An 18,721-nucleotide genomic window follows, 5' to 3' on the forward strand; every position below is an offset into this window, starting at 1 on the left:
GTTTATTTTTTTGATTTTTGGAATAATTGATCTAAGTGCGCTTCATATTCGTAATAGTCAATGCTTTTATAGAGTTCATCGCGGGTTTGCATTGTTTCAAGGACGGCTTTTTGCGAGCCGTCACTTCTGATATGCTGGTAGACATTCTCGGCTGCTTTATTGGCGGCTCTGAAGGCGGAAAGTGGATAAAGGACAATGGATACGCCAGCCGCTTTTAACTGTTCTACCGTAAAAAGCGGTGTCTGCCCAAATTCTGTGATATTTGCCAAAATAGGCAGGCTGGTAGCCTGGCTAAACTGGGTATACTGATCCAGGCTTTTCACGGCTTCTGCAAATATAAAATCCGCCCCGGCCTCTTTATAGGCGACTGCTCTTTCAAGGGCGCGCTCTATTCCCTCTGCCGCCAGCGCATCAGTGCGGGCACCGATCACAAAATGTTCATCTGTCCTCGCATCGACAGCCGCTTTGATACGGTCTACCATCTCTGCTGTTGCCACCAGCTCTTTGCCTGGCCGGTGGCCGCATCTTTTGGCACCTACCTGATCTTCCATATGCACCGCTGCCACGTCTGCCTTGATCAGGGTCTTAATCGTGCGGGCTACATTAAAGGCAGAAGCGCCAAAACCAGTATCGATATCTACCATTAAGGGCAGGTTGCAGACACTAGTGATACGGTCAGCATCGATTAACACATCCTGCAGGCCAGTAATACCTAAATCGGGTATGCCTAAGGAACCGGCGGCTACGCCGCCGCCTGACAGGTATATTGCATTAAATCCTGCATGCTGAGCTAATAAGGCATGGTTGGCATTAATTGCGCCTACTACTTGTAGGGGCTGTTCCTTTTCCATTGCCTGCCTGAATGCCCATCCTTTGGAATGATTATGCGCCATTTATTTTTTTAAATTTTACGATGTTTTTATTGAATAATTATAGTTAAAAGGCCCTCGCCCAATGCTAACAAATGTACGCATAAATAATATATGGAGCCCCACAGATCCATTAAGAAAATGAGAAGATTGTTGGATGAGGCTGCTGGGTTAGCACTTTTATGGAGAAAAAAAGTGTTAGCAGATGTATAAGGGTATGTAAGGTTTTGTAAAGGTAGGTGAAGGAATGTGCAGGCAGCCAGATTACCTGGATAGTTACCCTACAGAAAATTGATTCATCAGGCACTGCTTGGGGCGCCGGGTGAATCTGGATTATTATGCTGGATTATTATGCGGTTTTAATATGCGTTCTATGCCTATGTATTTTCATCTGTACTTCTATTTATATATTCATCTGTACTTTTATCTGTGCCTAATCAAAATGCGGGTTTGCGTTTTTCTAAAAAGGCAGTCACGCCTTCTTTCTTATCGGTGCTGTCAAAAAGCCGTCCAAAAGCTTCTATTTCGTTTTGGTAGCCGTTAGTTGTGCCGGCACTGTTAATAACCTTTATGGCTTCCTGAATGGCCTGTGGTGAATTTTTGGTGATAATGCTGGCAAGTGCCATGGTTTTTTCCAGGAGTTCCGTTTGTGGAAATACGGCATTGACCAGGCCTATTTCTTTGGCGCGCTGGGCGGTTATCATTTTGGCCGAGAGGATCATTTCCATGGCAAGGCCTTTACCTACCAGTGCCGGTAAACGCTGCGTGCCGCCATAGCCTGGAATTAGCCCCAGGGTGGTTTCCGGGAGGCCCAATTTGGCCGAGTCTGCCGCATAACGGATATGACAGGCCATGGCGAGCTCCAGACCACCGCCCAGGGCAAAGCCGTTAATCGCTGCAATAACCGGTTTGGACAGGTTTTCTATTTTATCAAAGACGTTCTTTTGCCCAGAGAGCGCCATCTCACGTCCTTCTTTTTGACCGTAATCTGCAAATTCTTTGATGTCTGCCCCAGCCACAAAGGCTTTTTGGCCGGATCCTGTCAGGATAATGCAGCGTATATCGGTGTTTTGCTGGGCTTCATCTAGTTGACTGCTAAGCTCCGACAAGGTTTCTTTGTTTAGAGCGTTGAGGCTTTCTGGCCGGTGAAGCGTAATCACCTGAATCCTGTCCTTAATGTCTATTAATAGGTTTGTGGTTTCCATCTTTATTCTTTCCAATTAAAAAGTTGCTCTTTCGTATTGCAGGTGACTTTGACAGTTGGTCTTGCGTTTACTGTCATAGCCATTGCCATTGCGGATGAAAGTTACAACTTTTATGGCGTCTTCAGCTGTGTCACCCGTCTTTCTGCTTGTACGGCCTGTACTGCCCCTACTGCTTCTACTGTGACAATATCCATATGTGGCTATTGTATTGATTTGGTTGAAGTGAGTTCGGCTACTGCTTTGCCGGGAGTGCTGCATTTTTGATCAGCCCCTCTGTAATATACAGGGTATCGGGTTGCCTGCTGGAGAAGAGCTTGCCTTCAAAACTTGCATCAAAATGGCTGTCTGTTACATTGGAGATTTTTAGTTTTATGGTTGAATAGGTATCATTGGAGCCGTCTGGATGATCAGATTCCCCGCCATAGGTTTTTTGGTCAAAAAAGAGCATAAAGGGTATATCTATCTCCATGCCTGACTGGAGGGGATAGGCGGCCTTGTCTGTAATTATTTGTATTTGGCTGTTAAAATAGCTTAAGGAATAATTTTGAAACTGGTTTGAATAGGTTGCGCCACCAGCCTCAAAATCAAAGCTTTCAAAATGAAGCGGCTTGTTATTATAGCTAAACGCTATGGAGGTTTTGGGGTTTTGTACCTTATAATAGGCTGACCAGCTATCATTTTTACCGAGTACATTAAATCCATAGTGTTTATCTGCAGTATGCACGCCTATAATTTTTACGGAGTCTATTTGCCAGGAGGCATTGATGAGCGTTGGTATTTGCAACCCTGTCGCGGTATCGGTGCTTCCTCCAGGATAAATCCAGTTGTTTAGATACTGGCCGTTTATTTCTGACTTTGGATTTTGATTGCCAGCGGGTATAGTGAACGCAATATCCTTTTGGCTTTTGTTATGTATATAAAAGCGAACGACAGCGCTTATATCGGTAGCTACCTGGTGATTGTATTTAAATCGAAGCTCATAAAGGGCCGAGTTCATTGTTACTGGGTTGTACCCCACATAAATACCGACTGTTGTATCTCCTGTCTGGATGCCGCTTTGGCTGCCCAGGGTATCATCTTTACCGCAGGAGGGTAGCATGAACGTGATGGTAAGGCCAGCTAGTATCATGGCGGCCTGTAAAAACATTTTTCTCATTGTTAGCTTATATTTGATTTTAGGTTTTAATTGCATTGATGATTTACGTTTTCAAACGACGTTTGATTCAAATTTAAAAATCGTTCTAATTGAATCTATGCATTGAAAATAAGTGCCTTACGAATATAAGGGGATTCCTTGAATGCGAATTAAATATTGGGGCAGAAATTAACTGACTCCAAAAAAAAATTATTAATACAGCTATAATATTGATTCCATATAAACGTTTTGCATATACATAAATCCCTATTTTTGTGAAACCAATCGACTATTTTTATTTTTTGAATATTAAAAATTATTTCTATCATGAATGTCCATAAATAACTAAGCCATATGAGAAAGATAATATGTGTTTTACTTTTGTTGATAACCGTGCATGGCATCTCGCAAACCAAGTATCAAATATTTGTGGATTCTCTAAGTGTAGCCATGAGTGATTATATAACGGAGCATATCAGCAATTTTGACAGTGCGTCCTTTGTGCAATATTTTACCAAAACAACCAAGCAGTTGGAAGAGCCTGAATATGCTGTCACAAAACAACAGCTTCAAACCTTGCCTGTTCTGCTACTAATTAGGATGATTCACCATAGTAGTGTTATTGCCCAATATTTAATAAAAAAAGTTCCAAAAAGTAAATATTGGACTTATAGTACAGAAATGCCCGCCTCTTCTATCAGTCGGGAAGATTGCGCTTCTTTTTGGACACATAATAAATTTATTTATCATGACACGGATAGCACAGTAGTGCATTTAACTTTGGACAAGGACTTCTGGATAGACTCCATGGCCAATAATACTTATTCTAAGCTCAGTGTTGAAAGGCTTAATGATCAGACCTTTCAAAGCAGGTTTATTGAGAGTAATAATGAATACAAGCAACTACTCAGTATGCCGGGGGATATTTATTGTTATCAAATATTAAGCAAAACCGATCATACCTTTAAGCTCTCAACCCATATGAATGGGGTGGCCAGCTATTATACCTTTGAACTTGAATATTGAGCTTTATTAATAGCTTTAATACTAAGAGCGCCCCCTATTGTTTAATTGATTGAATAAGTGCGGGCATGGTCTTGGTCCTATTCTTAGTCTTAATCCTAGTCCTAGTGTTGCTCCTGAATTACTTACTGGATCTTCGGGTTATAATTGTATTGATAAATGGGACAAATCGTTTTTGTGGCATCATCTGGATCTTCACATAATAAAAAGCTTGTAGTTTTTTCGTTCCCTTCTATGTTTCCTTGGGTATATAAAGTTAGCCCTTCCAGCTTTTTGGTTCTGGAAAGGCGCCGAACCAGACCTATATTCCAGCTATGGATGTCCAGGTAACTGATAAAGGTGCCTTTGTTTATGCCGTCTTCATAATTACTCGCTTTATCTTCCGCCGTAGCCAGAAAATAAAGGCGGTCATCTTTTATAACTGCATCTGAAAATCCACTGGGGCAATTATCCAGGGGCGGCAATTTGATGTGGTGGGCTTTTATGAATAACTGCTCCTTTTGGGGGAGGTTAAGGCTGCTATCTGCTTTGAAGGTAAATACCACGTTCCGGTTTTTATCTCCATTGCCTCGGTTTAGAAAATACCAGGTGTGCTCTTTATAGGCGACAGCTTCAATATTAAAATTTTGCTCATTGAGCTGACCGGCCTGGCGTAACTGGGTGTACAGCGTACCCAGATTTAGTTTTTCAACAAGCTGCGTCTTTTTATGAAAAATAAACCCTTTTGTTCTGGTGGGGGTCGATCCCGACCCCACCATTACTATGGTTTCGCCTAGATCACACATAGCTTCCAGGTCATCTTTTTCAGATTTTGCGACTAGGCCTTCTTTTTGCATGCTGTCTAAAAGGATTTTACCAAGTGTTTCCTGCCGGATATTATAATGATAAAGATAGGGGCTGTTGTCCGCGATTACGTATACACTTCCCCTGCACGGGTCGCCCCATTATGAGACGGCTCATAATGGAGCCCTGATGCTGCACTAAAACCTATAATGCTAAATAACCATATAATCGGTGATAGGATATCCATCTCAATGATAAAATCTAGGCCGCTTTAAGAGGTTGTGATGAGGGTTGTGGTACGTTTGTACTTAGGATTGAATTAGGTTTATAATGCAGGGCTTTCCCCATATGCTGTCCAAATATCATCAATGGATTTACCAAGTGTCTGGATCCAGAAGTCTTTATAATCTGTGCCTTTTCTAAGGGCCGTATCCAGTAGTTTTACAAAGTTTTTCTCTTTGTGGTTTTCTATCCAGACTAAAAATCTAGCGGTTACTCTATAGCTGTCATCGTAATTTTGGCTGGAACTGTAATCTGGCAGGGCCCAGGAGTCGGGATTATCAATTCCGTAACGATAGCGGACATAATCAGCCATTCCTTCTATGAGCCAACTGGGAACGCTGCCTTTATAGCCGTTTTGAACTTTATGCATGATTTCATGGACGGCGACGTCTCCTTCTTTTGGATGCCCCTCCATGTAATCATAACTAAATACGAGTACATCCCCAAAGGAGTAGGCTACTCCGTCATAGGTGGGGTCTATGATAAAATAGACTCTTTTTACGGCTTCTGGGTTATACTCCTTAAGCAACTCAGGATAAACGGTGAAAAAGGTATGGGTGAGTACAGATTGATATGCCAGGTTTTCTTTTTCTGAGTGATTGACAAAGATTAGTTTTAATCCGTCCTTTTCTGTACTGTCTACCCAATAGATAGGCGCCAGTTTTTGTTTACCTGGCGGCATCTGGAATAATCTAAACTCGGATGCCTGAAACATATCTGCCTGGTATAGTTTTACGACTTGCCAGCGGTAGTAGGTATAATACTTGTCATTTTTAAAATAGAATCGGTAATTTGTTCTTCTGTGCCTGAACTGCATACCCATACGGGTATCCAGTAAGGTCCAGGATTTGCCGTCGTTTGATCCGTAGAATTTCCAGTCCAGGGGATCCCGGCCGTCAAAGTCATTGCCGGTGGTAAATTGATAGGAGGCAACCAGCTTTGCGCTATCAAATTTGAAGTCGATATTAGCGGTGGTAAAGTCTTTTATAAGAAATTTGGTGGTGGTATCACCATCCACCAACTTTGTGGATCCTTCTACCCCATTTGGTCCGTCTGGATTGTCCTTGCTGACGGTTAGTGTTGCTTTACTCGTGATATCCAGTTCCGGGATATTATTTGATCCTGAATCTGTGCCTGAACCAGGATCTGGGTCTGGTCCTGGATTTCTGACGGTGTCTTTACTGCAACCAATGGCCAGCAGCAAGATCAAACTTAAGGATAAAAGAATTTTTTTGGTGGTTTTCAGGTGTTTCATGGGATTTTTTTTTTAATAATATAAAATAAAGCTAAACAGGCTATTTATGGCTGATCAGACTGGGCAGCGTAAACGCTGCCCAGCATTTATACGATGCATCGGGTTTTTAGGTCTAATCCAATATCTATTTAAGAGGTCTTAAACATAATCCTCCATCTAAATTAATGGTTTTTATGTATTTAGCCAAGTAAATAGCCGTTTACCTGCATTATTATTACCTGCATTATTATTATTATTATTATTATTATTATTATTATTTGCCGATTTGTTCTTTAAAATCTTAAAGCCGAAAATATTATTTTCTCTTATATGATTACTTAATTCAATATTACTACCCCATTGTTTATACTTAGCGTTGTAATTCAATAATAGGCCCCTTTTAGGCAAATTTCTTTCTGAGCCATTTACGTACAGGTTCATCGTACCATTTAAGACTGGCATAGGCCAGAATGATCCCTCCAATCAATATCATGATGGCATAGGGTAATGCATCCATAAAGGTGACCCCTTTATTATTGCTGATCCAGGCTACATAGACGTATACGAGTGGATAATGAACTAGATATAAAGGATAGGAGATGTCGCCCAGGAATTTACAGATTTTGTGTTCGGTTTTGCCATGGACTATGCCGCTGGCGCCTAAATATACAATAAGCGGGAAAATGAAAATGATACAAAAGGACTCGTAAAGGCCGTTCATCCATAGATGGTCTGCTCCGCCGATGCGGGGCATATATAGGGTGATAATCACCAGCAGGCTACACCACAAAAAGGCATTTTTAATGTGGGTGGGTTTGAAGACTCTGGAGAGTAAGAGTCCGGCAAAGAATGGATACATGGTTCTGACAAAGCCAATATAGACTTGCTCTGTATTCAGGGTCCAGCCGCCACTAACGTCTCCATTGGGGCTGGTAATGGCCATATGTGCTAGCGCTATGGCGGCCAGTACCACCAGGATACTCAGGGCTTTTTTGGAGAACTTTCTGATAAAGAGGGCATATAGTATATTGGCGATGTACTCAAAGAAAAGGGACCAGCCTACGCTATTCAGGGGATGCATTTCCTGCCAGCCTCGGATATCAAGGGAAAGTGGAACGGGCAGAACGGTGTAGCCTATGAACATCACCAGTAGCATTTTCCATAGGGGGACGGTGTGGATAAGGGGCCAAATAGCGGAATCTGTAAAGTAAAAGCCGATAGCACCCAGTGTCATGCCCAGGATCACCATGGGTTGCAGTCTTTCTAATCTACGCTTAAAGAAGGTGCCTACGGTCATCTTAGGCCACCTGTCGTCATAGGCATAACCTATTACAAAACCGGATAACAAAAAGAAAAAATCAACAGCTAGATACCCATGATTTACCAGGATGTCCAGATGACCGGTGCCCAGGGGTTCGGTCAGATGGAAGGTGACAACGATAATAGCTGCTACGCCCCTTAATCCATCAAGAATCAGGTAATGGGGTTTTGTTGAAAGGCTTTTGTTATTCATTTAACGATTAATCTGCGCTATGGATAAAATGTAAATAATGATTAGAAAGATAAATTTAGGATTTTAACCTACTGAATATTATAGGATTTGTATCAATATATAGGCAGATTGTCTCAAATTGCGGGGCGGGGAATGCAGAGCAGGCGCTATTCTTATTGTAGCCCGAAATTGAATACCGCTGTTAAAACAATTGACCTTTGCCGGGGATCGTCATAGATATAGAACCTGCATTCTTGTGCACTTTTCTACCTGTAAAGTTTAGGATGAAAGCCTAAGCGAAAATTTTGGTTAGAATTACAGATCTACCTATAATGATATTCGTGACTGGTTAAGGTACTTGTCTACAAATAGCGTATTAAGGGAAGGTCCATCACAGCCAATTCATTGATGCAAGCGGAGAAGGCTTCTGGGTTTGGTAGAAAAATCGGGAATTCCGATTTTTCTCATAGTACCTACTTCACGAAGCTCTTCTTCATTCATTATTTGTTTTATTAATATAATTTGTTTTTTTATATTGGAGTGCGTCTCATCCACCTTATTTCTTTTTACTGTTTTATATGCCTCTATTTAAAAGGACACTTTTAGCTAAAACCGAATATGTATAGAGAGATGATTCTGACAATTATTCGACTCTAATGAAAATTAAACAATGGAAGGCAAATGCATTTCATTGTTTATTTAGACTTTAGATAAACTTACCGATCTTAACTAAGGTAAATACCGTTAAACGGATGACACCAAGCAGTCGCCCCAAGCCGAATAAGATGCTTTTTTTATCAAACAATCCCATTATTTGTTGCTATTTGCCTGTAGCATCGTTTTTGTTGATTTTCGACCTTTGGGCCTTCCAAGAATGATGCCTTCTGTTTTTTGTGTCAATGCCTACGATGTCCTTTGTTCTTTGCAAAATCAAATTGCTTTCAATTTCAGCAGATAAGCCAAAAGCAAATGCCAGAACTTTGAATTAATATCGCGCCCCAATCGGTAGTTGTCTTTAATTGCCCATACTTGCATATCCATCCTTGTTCATGCATTCAGTGATGCCCCTATGATCAAAAAAAGATTCCAGCCGAGCCTGGATAATTCCGAACAAACCAAATACTAACAAAGCGAGCAGTATATAAGTTACTGCATTAATTTCCCATCCAATTTTTAATATAAAAATGATTCAAGGAAAAGACCCCTTTTATTAGGCCATCATCTCCAATCAATATTGCAGTATTGTCCTCCACTTTTAATATACATCTATTGATGACCTCTCCATGTATATTTTTGTAAACATTAATTTCTTCATCTAATTCTTCTTTAGATGGATTTATTTTCCAAACTTTGAATGATTGGTATTCCATTATATATATTTTAAGAGGGATTAGATTTATTATTGGAACCATCAGAAATATCCTTCTTTAAAGATACTACTTTCGCAACTTTCTTTTCCAAGATCACAATTTCGTTGATATCCTTATAAGCAAATCGGCAACTGCCTTTTGTTTGCTTAAGTTTCATTATTTTGTTGATCATGCTATAATTTTTTTATGGAAGTTTCAAAAAAACAATATGTGTATGCCAAAATCTAGCTCTTATTATTATTTTGAAAGTTCAAATACAAAATCTATAAATTTTTTTAATTGGGAATTCCAATCTTGGATATCGATTAAACCCTTTTTAAGCATTATCCTAATTCCATTATCAAAATCTTGGCTTGAGAACCTTGCCTTTTTCTTAATTATCCCGTTGTTATTAATATCTGGTGTTATTTCATGTTTTCGTATTCCGAGTTTTTCTTGTAATACATAGAGGTCACTATCATTACTCTGACGCAATTTATAATAAAAGGCTTCTTTTAAATTCGCAAATTGACTCCTAGATATTAGATAAGAAAAACTACCGTTCTGAATTTTACCAATTGCCCAAAGCAAATTATCTAGTTTATTAAAATCGTCAATTCCAGACTTTTTTTGGCTATTTAGTAGATTTATTAAAGTGAAATATTTTTCAAAACCATCATGATCTATATCCCTTGTCAAATCTTCGTCATTTTCAAAATATTTCTTTTTTAAAGCTTTATAAGCTTGTTTTGCCAAGCTGTCATAAATTGGAAATTTGAAGCCTGTAGCAAAATAAAGATATTTCGATATCAATGAGACTGCATTGCGCCCATCATTATTTGATATGTCTCCTTGGTTTCCTCTATTCTCAGCTTTACTGATACCATATTTTTTATTAAAGATCTTATTTATTATATGGTCCTTGTTACTGGTTTCATCTAAGAATTCGTTACCTTTTTCAATTAAATCTTTTCTAGTCTTGGGTAATTTATAAAGTTCTTCACTCAAATCTTTAAAGCCAAAAATTGCCTTCATTTGTGTAGAATACAAACTATCAAGAACATAGAGCCTTAAGCAAATATCCTTTTCAGACCGAACTTCATCTTTAAATAATTTCCCCAAAGCTTCCTTATTGCTCATAAACTCTCCACCATAATTATCCAGTTCCAGAAAACCATTGGCTCTTTCCGCCCAACATTTCAACGGCTTTTCATCGCTCATAAATCAAGTTTTAAAACTTAAAGTTACAATTTTTCATTATGCAAAACTACTCCATCTATAAAATGTTGCCAAAAGGACGGCACGCCGATAATCATCTCATTCCCATTAATTAAATTTCCCCAAAAACTAAAGTATACTTCTGATGTCTTTCTTCTCAGTTTATTTTTGTGGTTATGGTTCGCTTGAATTATCCAAACTATATTTTTTCTTCCTCTGTCCTAAATATATTGTCGGCTTCCAAGTGTCAAAAATGCGGTTCAATGAAGATATGTTTCAGATGGAATCATCAAATATCCTATAGATCGGTTCAGCTTGAATGAATTCCATATGTCGAATTGTATAAGTGAAGTTTAAACATTATGATACTCCTAGAAATTGATAGAAAAAATGGCAGATTTTAAAAACATGTATCAAAACATGTTACAACTAAAAAACCACCTACAAACGTATTCGTTGTAAGTGGCTGATTATAAAGTGACCCCGCAGAGACTCGAACTCTGGGCCCGCTGATTAAGAGTCAGCTGCTCTACCAACTGAGCTACGGAGTCAATTGAGGCTGCAATTTCAGTAAATATTTCCTTTATTCCAAATACCAATTAAAAAAATATCCTTGAGTGCTGGCTAAAATCGCAGTTTTATTGGCTTCTGGCAGGATTATTAAATGTGGGGCCGAATTGACTGTCTTGGGTTTTCTGAAGCTTTTTGTAAAATATTTTTTTTGTGCTGTTTTTCACCCTACCTTCGCAGCAGTTCTTTAAAGTATCTTATCAAGAAAGGCAGAGGGATTGGCCCGATGAAGCCTTGGCAACCTCACGTAAGTGAAAGGTGCCAAATCCAACCGTTTTAGTAGTTTATTTTACTAATCGGGTAGATAAGTCAGTGTAAAACTTAAAACATTGGTTTCAATTAATCATATTTGAGCTTGCCTGACTTGGCAGGCTTTTTTTATGCGCTGTTTTATTGGCTATTTTATGCGTTATTATTTACCTTATTATAGTATCACTGTTTGTTGGTATTAGGGTTATAAATCATTAGGTGGTAAATTGTAGTGCTAGGTAGTCCTTACCGCTTCTCCGCTCTCCCCTTCTTTATTGGTTTACTCGGGTCAACTACTGTGTGTATTTGTTAGCCTTGTGCTGATTTATAATGGTTTAATAGACTTTTATAATAGATTTACAAGTAGTTGTAAGTTTTCCGGATAAGATCTTTCTTGATTTTTTTGGTAATTAGGAAATTAATCTATTAAATTTGTGGGGTAAAGATGCAATTAACAACAAATATACAAGTCATTCGTATGATGTACATTATGCCAGTAATGTGCTGTTGTTGTATTTGTATGGGCGCATAAGCTTTAATAGCTGCGCTATCTCCAATTATTGGCACCTGCTGCCCCCTTTCTATAGTATTTTCTGATTTTTCTTTTACTAAAACTTCTAAATTTTACTTTCCATGAGTAAACTAAAATTTGAAACCCTGCAAGTCCATGCAGGTCAGCCCGTTGAACCAACAACGCTTTCTCGTGCTGTGCCCATTTACCAGACAACTTCTTTTGTTTTTAATGACGTCGTACACGCTGCCAATCTCTTTGGCTTAAAGGAGTTTGGTAATATCTATACCCGTATTATGAACCCGACCACTGATGTCTTTGAGCAGCGTATTGCTGCTCTGGAAGGCGGTGTGGCGGCGGTGGCCACCGCCTCTGGCATGTCTGCCCAATTTCTGGCGCTGACCAATATCTTACAGGCAGGTGATAATTTTGTTTCTTCTCCCTTCTTATATGGAGGTACATATAATCAGTTCAGTGTTTCTTTCAAACGCTTTGGTATTCAGGTGAAGTTCACAGATGGTGACAAGCCTGAGGCATTTGAGGCGCAGATTGATGAAAATACGAAGGCCATATATTTAGAGACGCTGGGCAACCCCAGACTGAATATTCCTGATTTTGAAAAAATCGCGGCAGTAGCTAAAAAGCACAATATTCCTTTTATCGTAGACAATACTTTTGGTGCCGGCGGTTATCTATTCCGCCCATTTGAATGGGGCGCAAACGTGGTAACCCATGCTGCTACTAAATGGATCGGCGGACATGGCACTTCCATTGGGGGTGTACTTATCGATGGCGGGAATTATGATTGGGGGAATGGTAAATTTCCGCAATTCTCTGAACCTTCTGAAGCCTACCATGGTCTTAAGTTTGCAGAAATATTTGGGGTCAACAACCCACTTGGACTGCCAAATATTGCTTTTGCCATTCGTGCTCGGGTGGAAGGGCTTCGGGATTTTGGACCGGCTCCTAGTCCGTTTAACTCATTTTTACTTACCCAGGGTCTGGAAACCCTTTCCCTTAGAATGGAAAGAACGGTTGCCAATACGCTGGCACTCGCTAAATGGCTGGAGGCGCATGATCAGGTGGAATATGTTTGGTACCCTGGCCTGGAAAGCAGCCCTTATTATGAACTTTCACAAAAGTACCTGCCTAATGGTGCAGGCGGTGTATTGAATTTTGGGGTCAAAGGCGATAAAGAGCGCGCCTCAAAAGTGATCAATAACCTGAAACTCGCCTCATTACTGGCTAATGTAGGGGATGCTAAAACCCTGGTGATTCACCCGGCCTCCACTACCCATGAACAGTTAAGTGAAGCCGATCAGAAAGCAGCAGGCGTGCTGCCCAACCTGATCCGTGTGAGTCTGGGTATTGAGCATATTGATGATATTATTGAAGATTTCAGCCAGGCAATTGCTGCGCTGGATTAGCAAATAATGCAGGAAGGTCCTTTTATAAAGGATGAAGGGGTCTTCCTGCTTTTATATACAAATGGAACAAACTTTACAAGTGGATCAACTTATTTACCAACACTCGCAGCCTATAACCCTTGAAAGTGGTGTAGTATTGCCGAGCTTTCATTTACAATACACGACTTATGGTAAACTAAATGAAAACAAAGACAACGTCGTCTGGGTATTTCACGCCCTGACAGCCAGCAGCGAAGCTGCTGACTGGTGGCCCGGGCTGGTGGGAGAAGGCAAAATCTTCGACCCGGAAAATCATTTTATCATCTGTGTTAATATGCCTGGCAGCCACTATGGCAGTACTTGCCCTTTGGATACGAATCCAGATAAGGGCGAGCCTTATTATCATGATTTTCCGCTGTTTACCTTAAGAGATATGGTTCAAACCTACCAAGAGTTACGTGCGCATCTGGGTATTGACAAGATCTGGCTGGGTATTGGTGGTTCTATGGGAGGCATGCAATTACTCGAATGGGCTATTATGGAACCAGAGCGATTTGAGAACATTATCCCTATTGGAACCAATGCCAAGCATTCTCCCTGGGGTATCGCACTGAACGCTTCTCAGCGGATGGCAATTGAGAGTGACTGCAGCTGGAAAACCAAAAGCCATGAGGCTGGCCATAATGGAATGAAGGTCGCCCGGTCCATCGCTTTACTATCTTACCGCGATTATACGGCTTATAATAAGACACAACAAGGTTTTAGCCCTGATACTATAGACAAAAATGTCGATGAGCAAATTTATCGGGCAGAGACTTATCAGCGTTATCAGGGCGAGAAGCTGGCCCGGCGATTTAATGCATTCAGTTATTATGCACTCAGTCGCTCCATGGACAGTCATGATGTGGGCAGAAACCGTGGCTCAGTTGAACAGGCATTAAGCCTGGTTCAGGCCAAAACCCTGATTATTGGCATATTTACCGATATTCTATTTCCACCGGATGAGCAGTTATTCCTGGCTAAACATATAAGAGATGCAGAGGTACATATCATTAATTCTATGTATGGTCATGATGGATTCTTATTGGAATTCGAGGCAATAGATAAATTAATAACCCGGTTCTTAACCCCAAAATTTTAAACCCTTATGAATAACAAACAAAAAGATATCGTTATCGGTATGTTTGGCTTTGGTGTCGTAGGCGAAGGGCTTTATAAAATCCTCCAACAGACGCCTTCTCTGAACGCCCGCATCAAAAAATCCTGCATCAAACATCCCGGCAAAAAAAGAAACGCACCGGAAGAATTGTTTACAACAGATAAAGATGTACTCTTAAACGACAAAGAAATCAATGTAATTGTCGAAGTGATTGATGATTCTACCGCAGCCTTTGAGATCGTTAGCACGGCTCTTAAAAATGGCAAGGCTGTTGTTAGCGCCAGTAAAAAGATGGTGGCTGAACACCTGGCTGAACTGCTGGAATTACAAAAGGAGACTGGGCAGCCTTTTCTATGCGAGGCGGCAGCCTGCGCTTCCATCCCAGTGATCCGTAATCTGGAAGAGTATTATGACAATGACCTTTTGCACTCTATTCGTGCGGTTGTCAATGGGTCTACCAATTTTATCCTGACTAAAATGTTTGATGATAAAATCAGCTTTCAGGATGCACTAATACTGGCCCAACAATTAGGCTTTGCAGAAAGTGACCCTTCTTTGGACGTTGAAGGTTACGATGCGGTGAATAAATGGGTTATTCTACTCAACCATGCCTACGGCATTGTTGAGACTATTGACCATGTATTATTCTCAGGCATTCAAAATATCCAGCTCTCTGATGCCATGGTGGCCAAGGAGAAAGGATTTGATATTAAACTAGTCGCACAGGCCAAGACTTTACTAAATGGCAAAGTAGCGGCGTATGTACTGCCGGAGTTCGTCAGACTTGATGATCAGCTGGCTTTTGTTAAAAATGAGTTCAATGGGGTGGTGATTGAAAGTGGCTTTGCGGACAGGCAGTTTTTCTATGGTAAGGGTGCAGGTAGTCTGGCTACCGGTTCTGCCGTTATGAGTGACGTGTCTGCTTTGCGTTATGGGTACAAATATGAATACAAAAAACGCTATCACCATACGCCTAAGGAGTTGACCAGTGAATTCTATGTCAGGGTGTATATCAGTTTTGATGATATTAAAAAATTCAGAAAGAAGATTTTGAATGGATTGAAGAGTGGCATGCAGGACTGGAAAGAAGCTACCTGACGGGGGTTATCCATTTTGCTAAATTACAGAAAAGCACTTGGTGGAAGGAAAACGGCGTTTCTCTGATCCTTGCTGCCGACGGTATTATCGAGGAGATTGATTCTCGTAACGCTAAACGTCGTAGCCTGGAGCTGGCTGGGATTCATCTGTAGCGGCTGGCTTACTCTGCAGTCGCCACTGGCAATCGCTACTGGTCGTAATGACCGTTTTTTTGCCGGTAATAAAATTGGTTTTATAAGTTGTGGTTTAGATAACATTAAAGCTTAAGTGCTTACTGTTGTAATAATGCAGTAAATCACTTAAGCTTTTTTGCTTGTCTAGCTATTTGCATTTGGGATATTCCCATTTTCCAGCTCGCCTGCTGCATTGTATAGTCTTATAGCAACTACTTCCCGCAGTAAGCTTTAACCTTTCGTGCATTGCTGAGCTGCACTTTTTTGAGTATATTTGTTTTAGCCAGCCTCAAATGGCACTTTGTACAAGAAATACAAGATATTTTAAAAAATACATGAAGCGAAACATTAAAGCCTTTGATGGCGCTGGCTTCTTTACGCTTCTTTTGTTGAATTATTGGAAGGCGCTAATATCCTTATTGCATTAAATTAATTGACGCATGGAATTACAACATTTTATCGATTTTAGACAGATGCTGCACCGCTTTCCGGATACTTCGGGTAATGAAGCAGCTACCAGAGAACTCGTTCGGGCCTTTGTCGAACCTTTTGCGCCTAGCGAGCTCCATGAAATCGGTGTAGACCGCAAAGGGCTATTACTGGTGTTTAAAAGCGCTAATCCAGATCAGGCCAGGGCCAAGTCCATGCTGATTAGGGCGGAGCTGGACGGCTTGCCGATCCAGGAAGTAAATACTTTTGATCACCGGTCTACCTATCCTGGCATATCCCATAAATGCGGCCATGATGGGCATATGGCCATCATGGCCCGGCTAGCCTGGCTCTTGCATCAAAAGCCTTTGACTAATGGCACGGCCTATTTGTTATTCCAGCCGGCGGAAGAAAATGGTGAAGGTGCAAGAGCTGTGTTAGCAGATCCGGCTTTTAAAAAAGTGGTCAGTCGCCAGGGCAAGGGGCCGGATGAGGTGTTAGCACTACATAATATTCCTGGGTTTACCAAGGGCTGTATACTGCTTAAAAAAGGCAATTTTACGCCGGCCGTCCGCTCCATTATCGTTCAGTATAAAGGAAATACCAGCCATGCTGCGGAGCCGGAAAACGGACGTTGTGCGGCTCCTGCCATGGCGGAGTTTTTGCAAAGTGCGTTGGCGATGGCCAGCGCTGATCCCAATAACGCTGGCTTTTTTCTGGTGTCTCCTGTTTATATGCATATGGGTGAAAAGTCCTATGGAGTCACCGCAGGGGATGGAGAGGTGCATTTAACCATTCGTAGTTGGGAAAATAAATTACTGGATAAAAGGGCTAAGGAGCTCGAAGCACTCGCTGAAAAAATCGGGGCGCACTACGGACTCTCTACTGTAACTTCCTGGACGGAGCAATTTGAAGCCAATGAAAATGACCCTGAAGTTGTGGACCAAGTAGAGGCTGCGGCTTTATCCTTAGGGCTGCCTGTACAGCACCTTACTCATCCCATGAAATGGGGGGAAGACTTTGGCCTTTTTACCCGGCAATTTAAAGGGGCTATGTTTGGCATTGGGGCAGGCGAGCATCATCCTGCCTTGCATAATCCAGACTATGATTTTGTAGATGCATTAATAGAACCGGCCAGTAATCTTTTTGATAAAGTACTCAGAAATTTTCTCGGTCAATAATTAAAGGAGTCTTTTTTAGTTTTTATAATTGGTTATTTAGAAGAAGCTAAGGGTTAAGTTGCTATCGACCCTATTTACATTATTATGGAGCACACCAGTAAAATCGTTTTAAATCCAGAGGCGCTTGCTTTTAATCTGGCGTTTTTGCATCGAGAAATGGGGCCTGATGTTGTCATTTCCGCAGTTGTGAAAGGAAATGCCTACGGACATGGTATTGAGGCCTATGTACCGATGGCGGAAAAACTGGGCGTCCGGCATTTTTCGGTCTTCAGTACTGGCGAAGCAGCCAGGGTTAAAGCAGTGACCGAGGATGAAAAGACAGAAATTATGATTATGGGCGATATCGCTCCCGGGGAACTTAGACTGGTCATTCAAGCTGGTTTTTCTTTTTTGTCTTTGATATGGACCGACTCAGGCAATCCATTGAACTTGCAGGAGAACTACAGATCCCTGCCAAATTACATATTGAGCTGGAAACAGGGATGAACAGAACAGGATTTAATATGCAGGTGGTATCAAAGGAGGTCATTCCCTATTTGCTGGCCCATCCATCTAATTTTGAACTTAGCGGTCTTTGTACTCATTTTGCCGGCGCTGAAAGTATTGCCAATTACCTGCGTATTGAGCAACAACAGCGCAAATTTATTCGTGCCAGAAGATTGTTCTTATCTGCTGGCTTACCTCCTGAAAGAACCCATACTTGCTGCAGTGCTGCAGCTATCCGGCTGCCTAAAATGCGCTTTGATATGGTGCGGATTGGTATTCTGCAATATGGCTACTGGCCCTCCCCGGAAATTAAAATTGAATACCTTAGAAAAAATAAGCTGGTCAATTTTAACCTGCACCGGGTTATTACCTGGAAAAGCCGCCTGATGGCTATTAAGAAAGTGGCCATGGGAGAATTTATTGGCTATGGCACCAACTATCAGGCTTCTGAGGATATGCTGATCGGCATTGTACCGGTTGGCTATAGTAATGGTTACAGTCGGATGCTGAGTAACTCCGGGCGAGTGCTTATTCAAGGGGTCAGAACAACGGTGCTTGGTAATATTAATATGAACTCTTTTGCTATTTCTTTGCAACAGGTTCCCGAGGCAAAGGTGGGCGATGAGGTTATCCTTATAGGGGCGGCGGATGATCTGGAGATTTCTGTTGCTTCTTTTGGGGAGCTCTCCAATCAGCTCAATTATGAGTTGCTTACCCGGCTACCAATGGACATCCCCAGGCATTTTGCTGTTGGCAGTGAATAATCCTCTTAGCCATATTTGGTACGCCGCAAGTTCCATATTTGTGTTTTGATTGATTAGCATCTGAAAACACGCTTTTATCTAATCCGTACCAAGTCTTGTATTATC

General features: G+C 41.1%; 14 protein-coding genes, 1 tRNA gene, 1 pseudogene and 1 riboswitch. Of the genes and pseudogenes, 7 read left to right on the top strand and 9 right to left on the bottom strand.

The window, feature by feature from the left end:
• Positions 1-2: 2 nt before the first annotated feature.
• The 3 genes from prpB to FSB73_RS05920 form a co-directional block, all read right to left on the bottom strand.
• A complete protein-coding gene (prpB, locus tag FSB73_RS05905; RefSeq protein ID WP_146780556.1) occupies positions 3-893 on the bottom strand; it encodes a methylisocitrate lyase in 891 nt (296 codons plus the stop codon).
• 413 nt (positions 894-1,306) lie between these two features.
• On the bottom strand, positions 1,307-2,074 hold the full coding sequence (locus tag FSB73_RS05910) for an enoyl-CoA hydratase-related protein (RefSeq protein ID WP_146780557.1): 768 nt from the start codon (positions 2,072-2,074) through the stop codon (positions 1,307-1,309).
• Between the two features lie 232 nt (positions 2,075-2,306).
• Complete coding sequence (locus tag FSB73_RS05920; RefSeq protein ID WP_146780559.1) at positions 2,307-3,230, bottom strand: hypothetical protein; 924 nt, start codon at positions 3,228-3,230, stop codon at positions 2,307-2,309.
• A 333-nt stretch (positions 3,231-3,563) separates the two neighbouring features.
• On the opposite strand from FSB73_RS05920, the gene FSB73_RS05925 reads away from it, so the two are divergent.
• Positions 3,564-4,235 (top strand): hypothetical protein, encoded by a 672-nt coding sequence (locus FSB73_RS05925; RefSeq protein ID WP_146780560.1) that lies wholly within the window; start codon positions 3,564-3,566, stop codon positions 4,233-4,235.
• A gap of 122 nt (positions 4,236-4,357) precedes the next feature.
• Here FSB73_RS05925 and FSB73_RS05930 read toward each other — a convergent pair.
• The 6 genes and pseudogenes from FSB73_RS05930 to FSB73_RS05960 form a co-directional block, all read right to left on the bottom strand.
• A pseudogene (locus FSB73_RS05930) lies at positions 4,358-5,146 on the bottom strand (DUF6929 family protein); the annotation flags it as partial.
• A 194-nt stretch (positions 5,147-5,340) separates the two neighbouring features.
• Complete coding sequence (locus FSB73_RS05935) at positions 5,341-6,552, bottom strand: basic secretory protein-like protein (protein ID WP_146780562.1); 1,212 nt, start codon at positions 6,550-6,552, stop codon at positions 5,341-5,343.
• Positions 6,553-6,931: 379 nt separating this feature from the next.
• Positions 6,932-8,044 carry an acyltransferase family protein gene (locus tag FSB73_RS05940; protein WP_146780563.1) on the bottom strand — a complete coding sequence of 371 codons (1,113 nt, stop codon included), beginning with the start codon at positions 8,042-8,044 and terminating at the stop codon, positions 6,932-6,934.
• Positions 8,045-9,177: 1,133 nt separating this feature from the next.
• Complete coding sequence (locus FSB73_RS05950; RefSeq protein WP_146780564.1) at positions 9,178-9,393, bottom strand: hypothetical protein; 216 nt, start codon at positions 9,391-9,393, stop codon at positions 9,178-9,180.
• Positions 9,394-9,630: 237 nt separating this feature from the next.
• Positions 9,631-10,593 carry a hypothetical protein gene (locus FSB73_RS05955; protein WP_146780565.1) on the bottom strand — a complete coding sequence of 321 codons (963 nt, stop codon included), beginning with the start codon at positions 10,591-10,593 and terminating at the stop codon, positions 9,631-9,633.
• 475 nt (positions 10,594-11,068) lie between these two features.
• Positions 11,069-11,141, bottom strand: a tRNA-Lys gene (locus tag FSB73_RS05960).
• 213 nt (positions 11,142-11,354) lie between these two features.
• Positions 11,355-11,471: riboswitch (SAM riboswitch) on the top strand.
• Positions 11,472-12,042: 571 nt separating this feature from the next.
• Here FSB73_RS05960 and FSB73_RS05965 point away from each other — a divergent pair.
• From FSB73_RS05965 to alr, 6 genes are all read left to right on the top strand, one after another.
• A complete protein-coding gene (locus tag FSB73_RS05965; RefSeq protein WP_146780566.1) occupies positions 12,043-13,347 on the top strand; it encodes an O-acetylhomoserine aminocarboxypropyltransferase/cysteine synthase family protein in 1,305 nt (434 codons plus the stop codon).
• A gap of 79 nt (positions 13,348-13,426) precedes the next feature.
• Complete coding sequence (locus FSB73_RS05970) at positions 13,427-14,467, top strand: homoserine O-acetyltransferase family protein (protein WP_225974530.1); 1,041 nt, start codon at positions 13,427-13,429, stop codon at positions 14,465-14,467.
• A 6-nt stretch (positions 14,468-14,473) separates the two neighbouring features.
• Positions 14,474-15,583 (top strand): homoserine dehydrogenase, encoded by a 1,110-nt coding sequence (locus FSB73_RS05975; RefSeq protein WP_225974531.1) that lies wholly within the window; start codon positions 14,474-14,476, stop codon positions 15,581-15,583.
• Positions 15,584-16,196: 613 nt separating this feature from the next.
• Positions 16,197-17,366, top strand: a complete 1,170-nt coding sequence (locus tag FSB73_RS05980) for an amidohydrolase (RefSeq protein ID WP_146780568.1) — start codon at positions 16,197-16,199, stop codon at positions 17,364-17,366.
• An 84-nt stretch (positions 17,367-17,450) separates the two neighbouring features.
• Positions 17,451-17,852 (top strand): alanine racemase, encoded by a 402-nt coding sequence (locus tag FSB73_RS26370; RefSeq protein ID WP_262712512.1) that lies wholly within the window; start codon positions 17,451-17,453, stop codon positions 17,850-17,852.
• Positions 17,768-18,616, top strand: coding sequence for an alanine racemase (gene alr, locus FSB73_RS05985; protein ID WP_262712513.1), 849 nt, complete (start codon positions 17,768-17,770; stop codon positions 18,614-18,616). Before FSB73_RS26370 ends, alr begins: the two co-directional genes overlap by 85 nt.
• Positions 18,617-18,721: the final 105 nt, after the last annotated feature.

The sequence above is a fragment of the Arachidicoccus ginsenosidivorans genome, assembly GCF_007971385.1.
Lineage (GTDB): Bacteria > Bacteroidota > Bacteroidia > Chitinophagales > Chitinophagaceae > Arachidicoccus > Arachidicoccus ginsenosidivorans.

Bases quoted from the DNA above. Each gene is read 5' to 3' on its own strand.
- prpB (WP_146780556.1), bottom strand. From the start codon at position 893: ATGGCGCATAATCATTCCAAAGGATGGGCATTCAGGCAGGCAATGGAA.
- FSB73_RS05910 (WP_146780557.1), bottom strand. From the start codon at position 2,074: ATGGAAACCACAAACCTATTAATAGACATTAAGGACAGGATTCAGGTG.
- FSB73_RS05920 (WP_146780559.1), bottom strand. From the start codon at position 3,230: ATGAGAAAAATGTTTTTACAGGCCGCCATGATACTAGCTGGCCTTACC.
- FSB73_RS05925 (WP_146780560.1), top strand. From the start codon at position 3,564: ATGAGAAAGATAATATGTGTTTTACTTTTGTTGATAACCGTGCATGGC.
- FSB73_RS05935 (WP_146780562.1), bottom strand. From the start codon at position 6,552: ATGAAACACCTGAAAACCACCAAAAAAATTCTTTTATCCTTAAGTTTG.
- FSB73_RS05940 (WP_146780563.1), bottom strand. From the start codon at position 8,044: ATGAATAACAAAAGCCTTTCAACAAAACCCCATTACCTGATTCTTGAT.
- FSB73_RS05950 (WP_146780564.1), bottom strand. From the start codon at position 9,393: ATGGAATACCAATCATTCAAAGTTTGGAAAATAAATCCATCTAAAGAA.
- FSB73_RS05955 (WP_146780565.1), bottom strand. From the start codon at position 10,593: ATGAGCGATGAAAAGCCGTTGAAATGTTGGGCGGAAAGAGCCAATGGT.
- FSB73_RS05965 (WP_146780566.1), top strand. From the start codon at position 12,043: ATGAGTAAACTAAAATTTGAAACCCTGCAAGTCCATGCAGGTCAGCCC.
- FSB73_RS05975 (WP_225974531.1), top strand. From the start codon at position 14,474: ATGAATAACAAACAAAAAGATATCGTTATCGGTATGTTTGGCTTTGGT.
- FSB73_RS05980 (WP_146780568.1), top strand. From the start codon at position 16,197: ATGGAATTACAACATTTTATCGATTTTAGACAGATGCTGCACCGCTTT.
- FSB73_RS26370 (WP_262712512.1), top strand. From the start codon at position 17,451: ATGGAGCACACCAGTAAAATCGTTTTAAATCCAGAGGCGCTTGCTTTT.
- alr (WP_262712513.1), top strand. From the start codon at position 17,768: ATGGACCGACTCAGGCAATCCATTGAACTTGCAGGAGAACTACAGATC.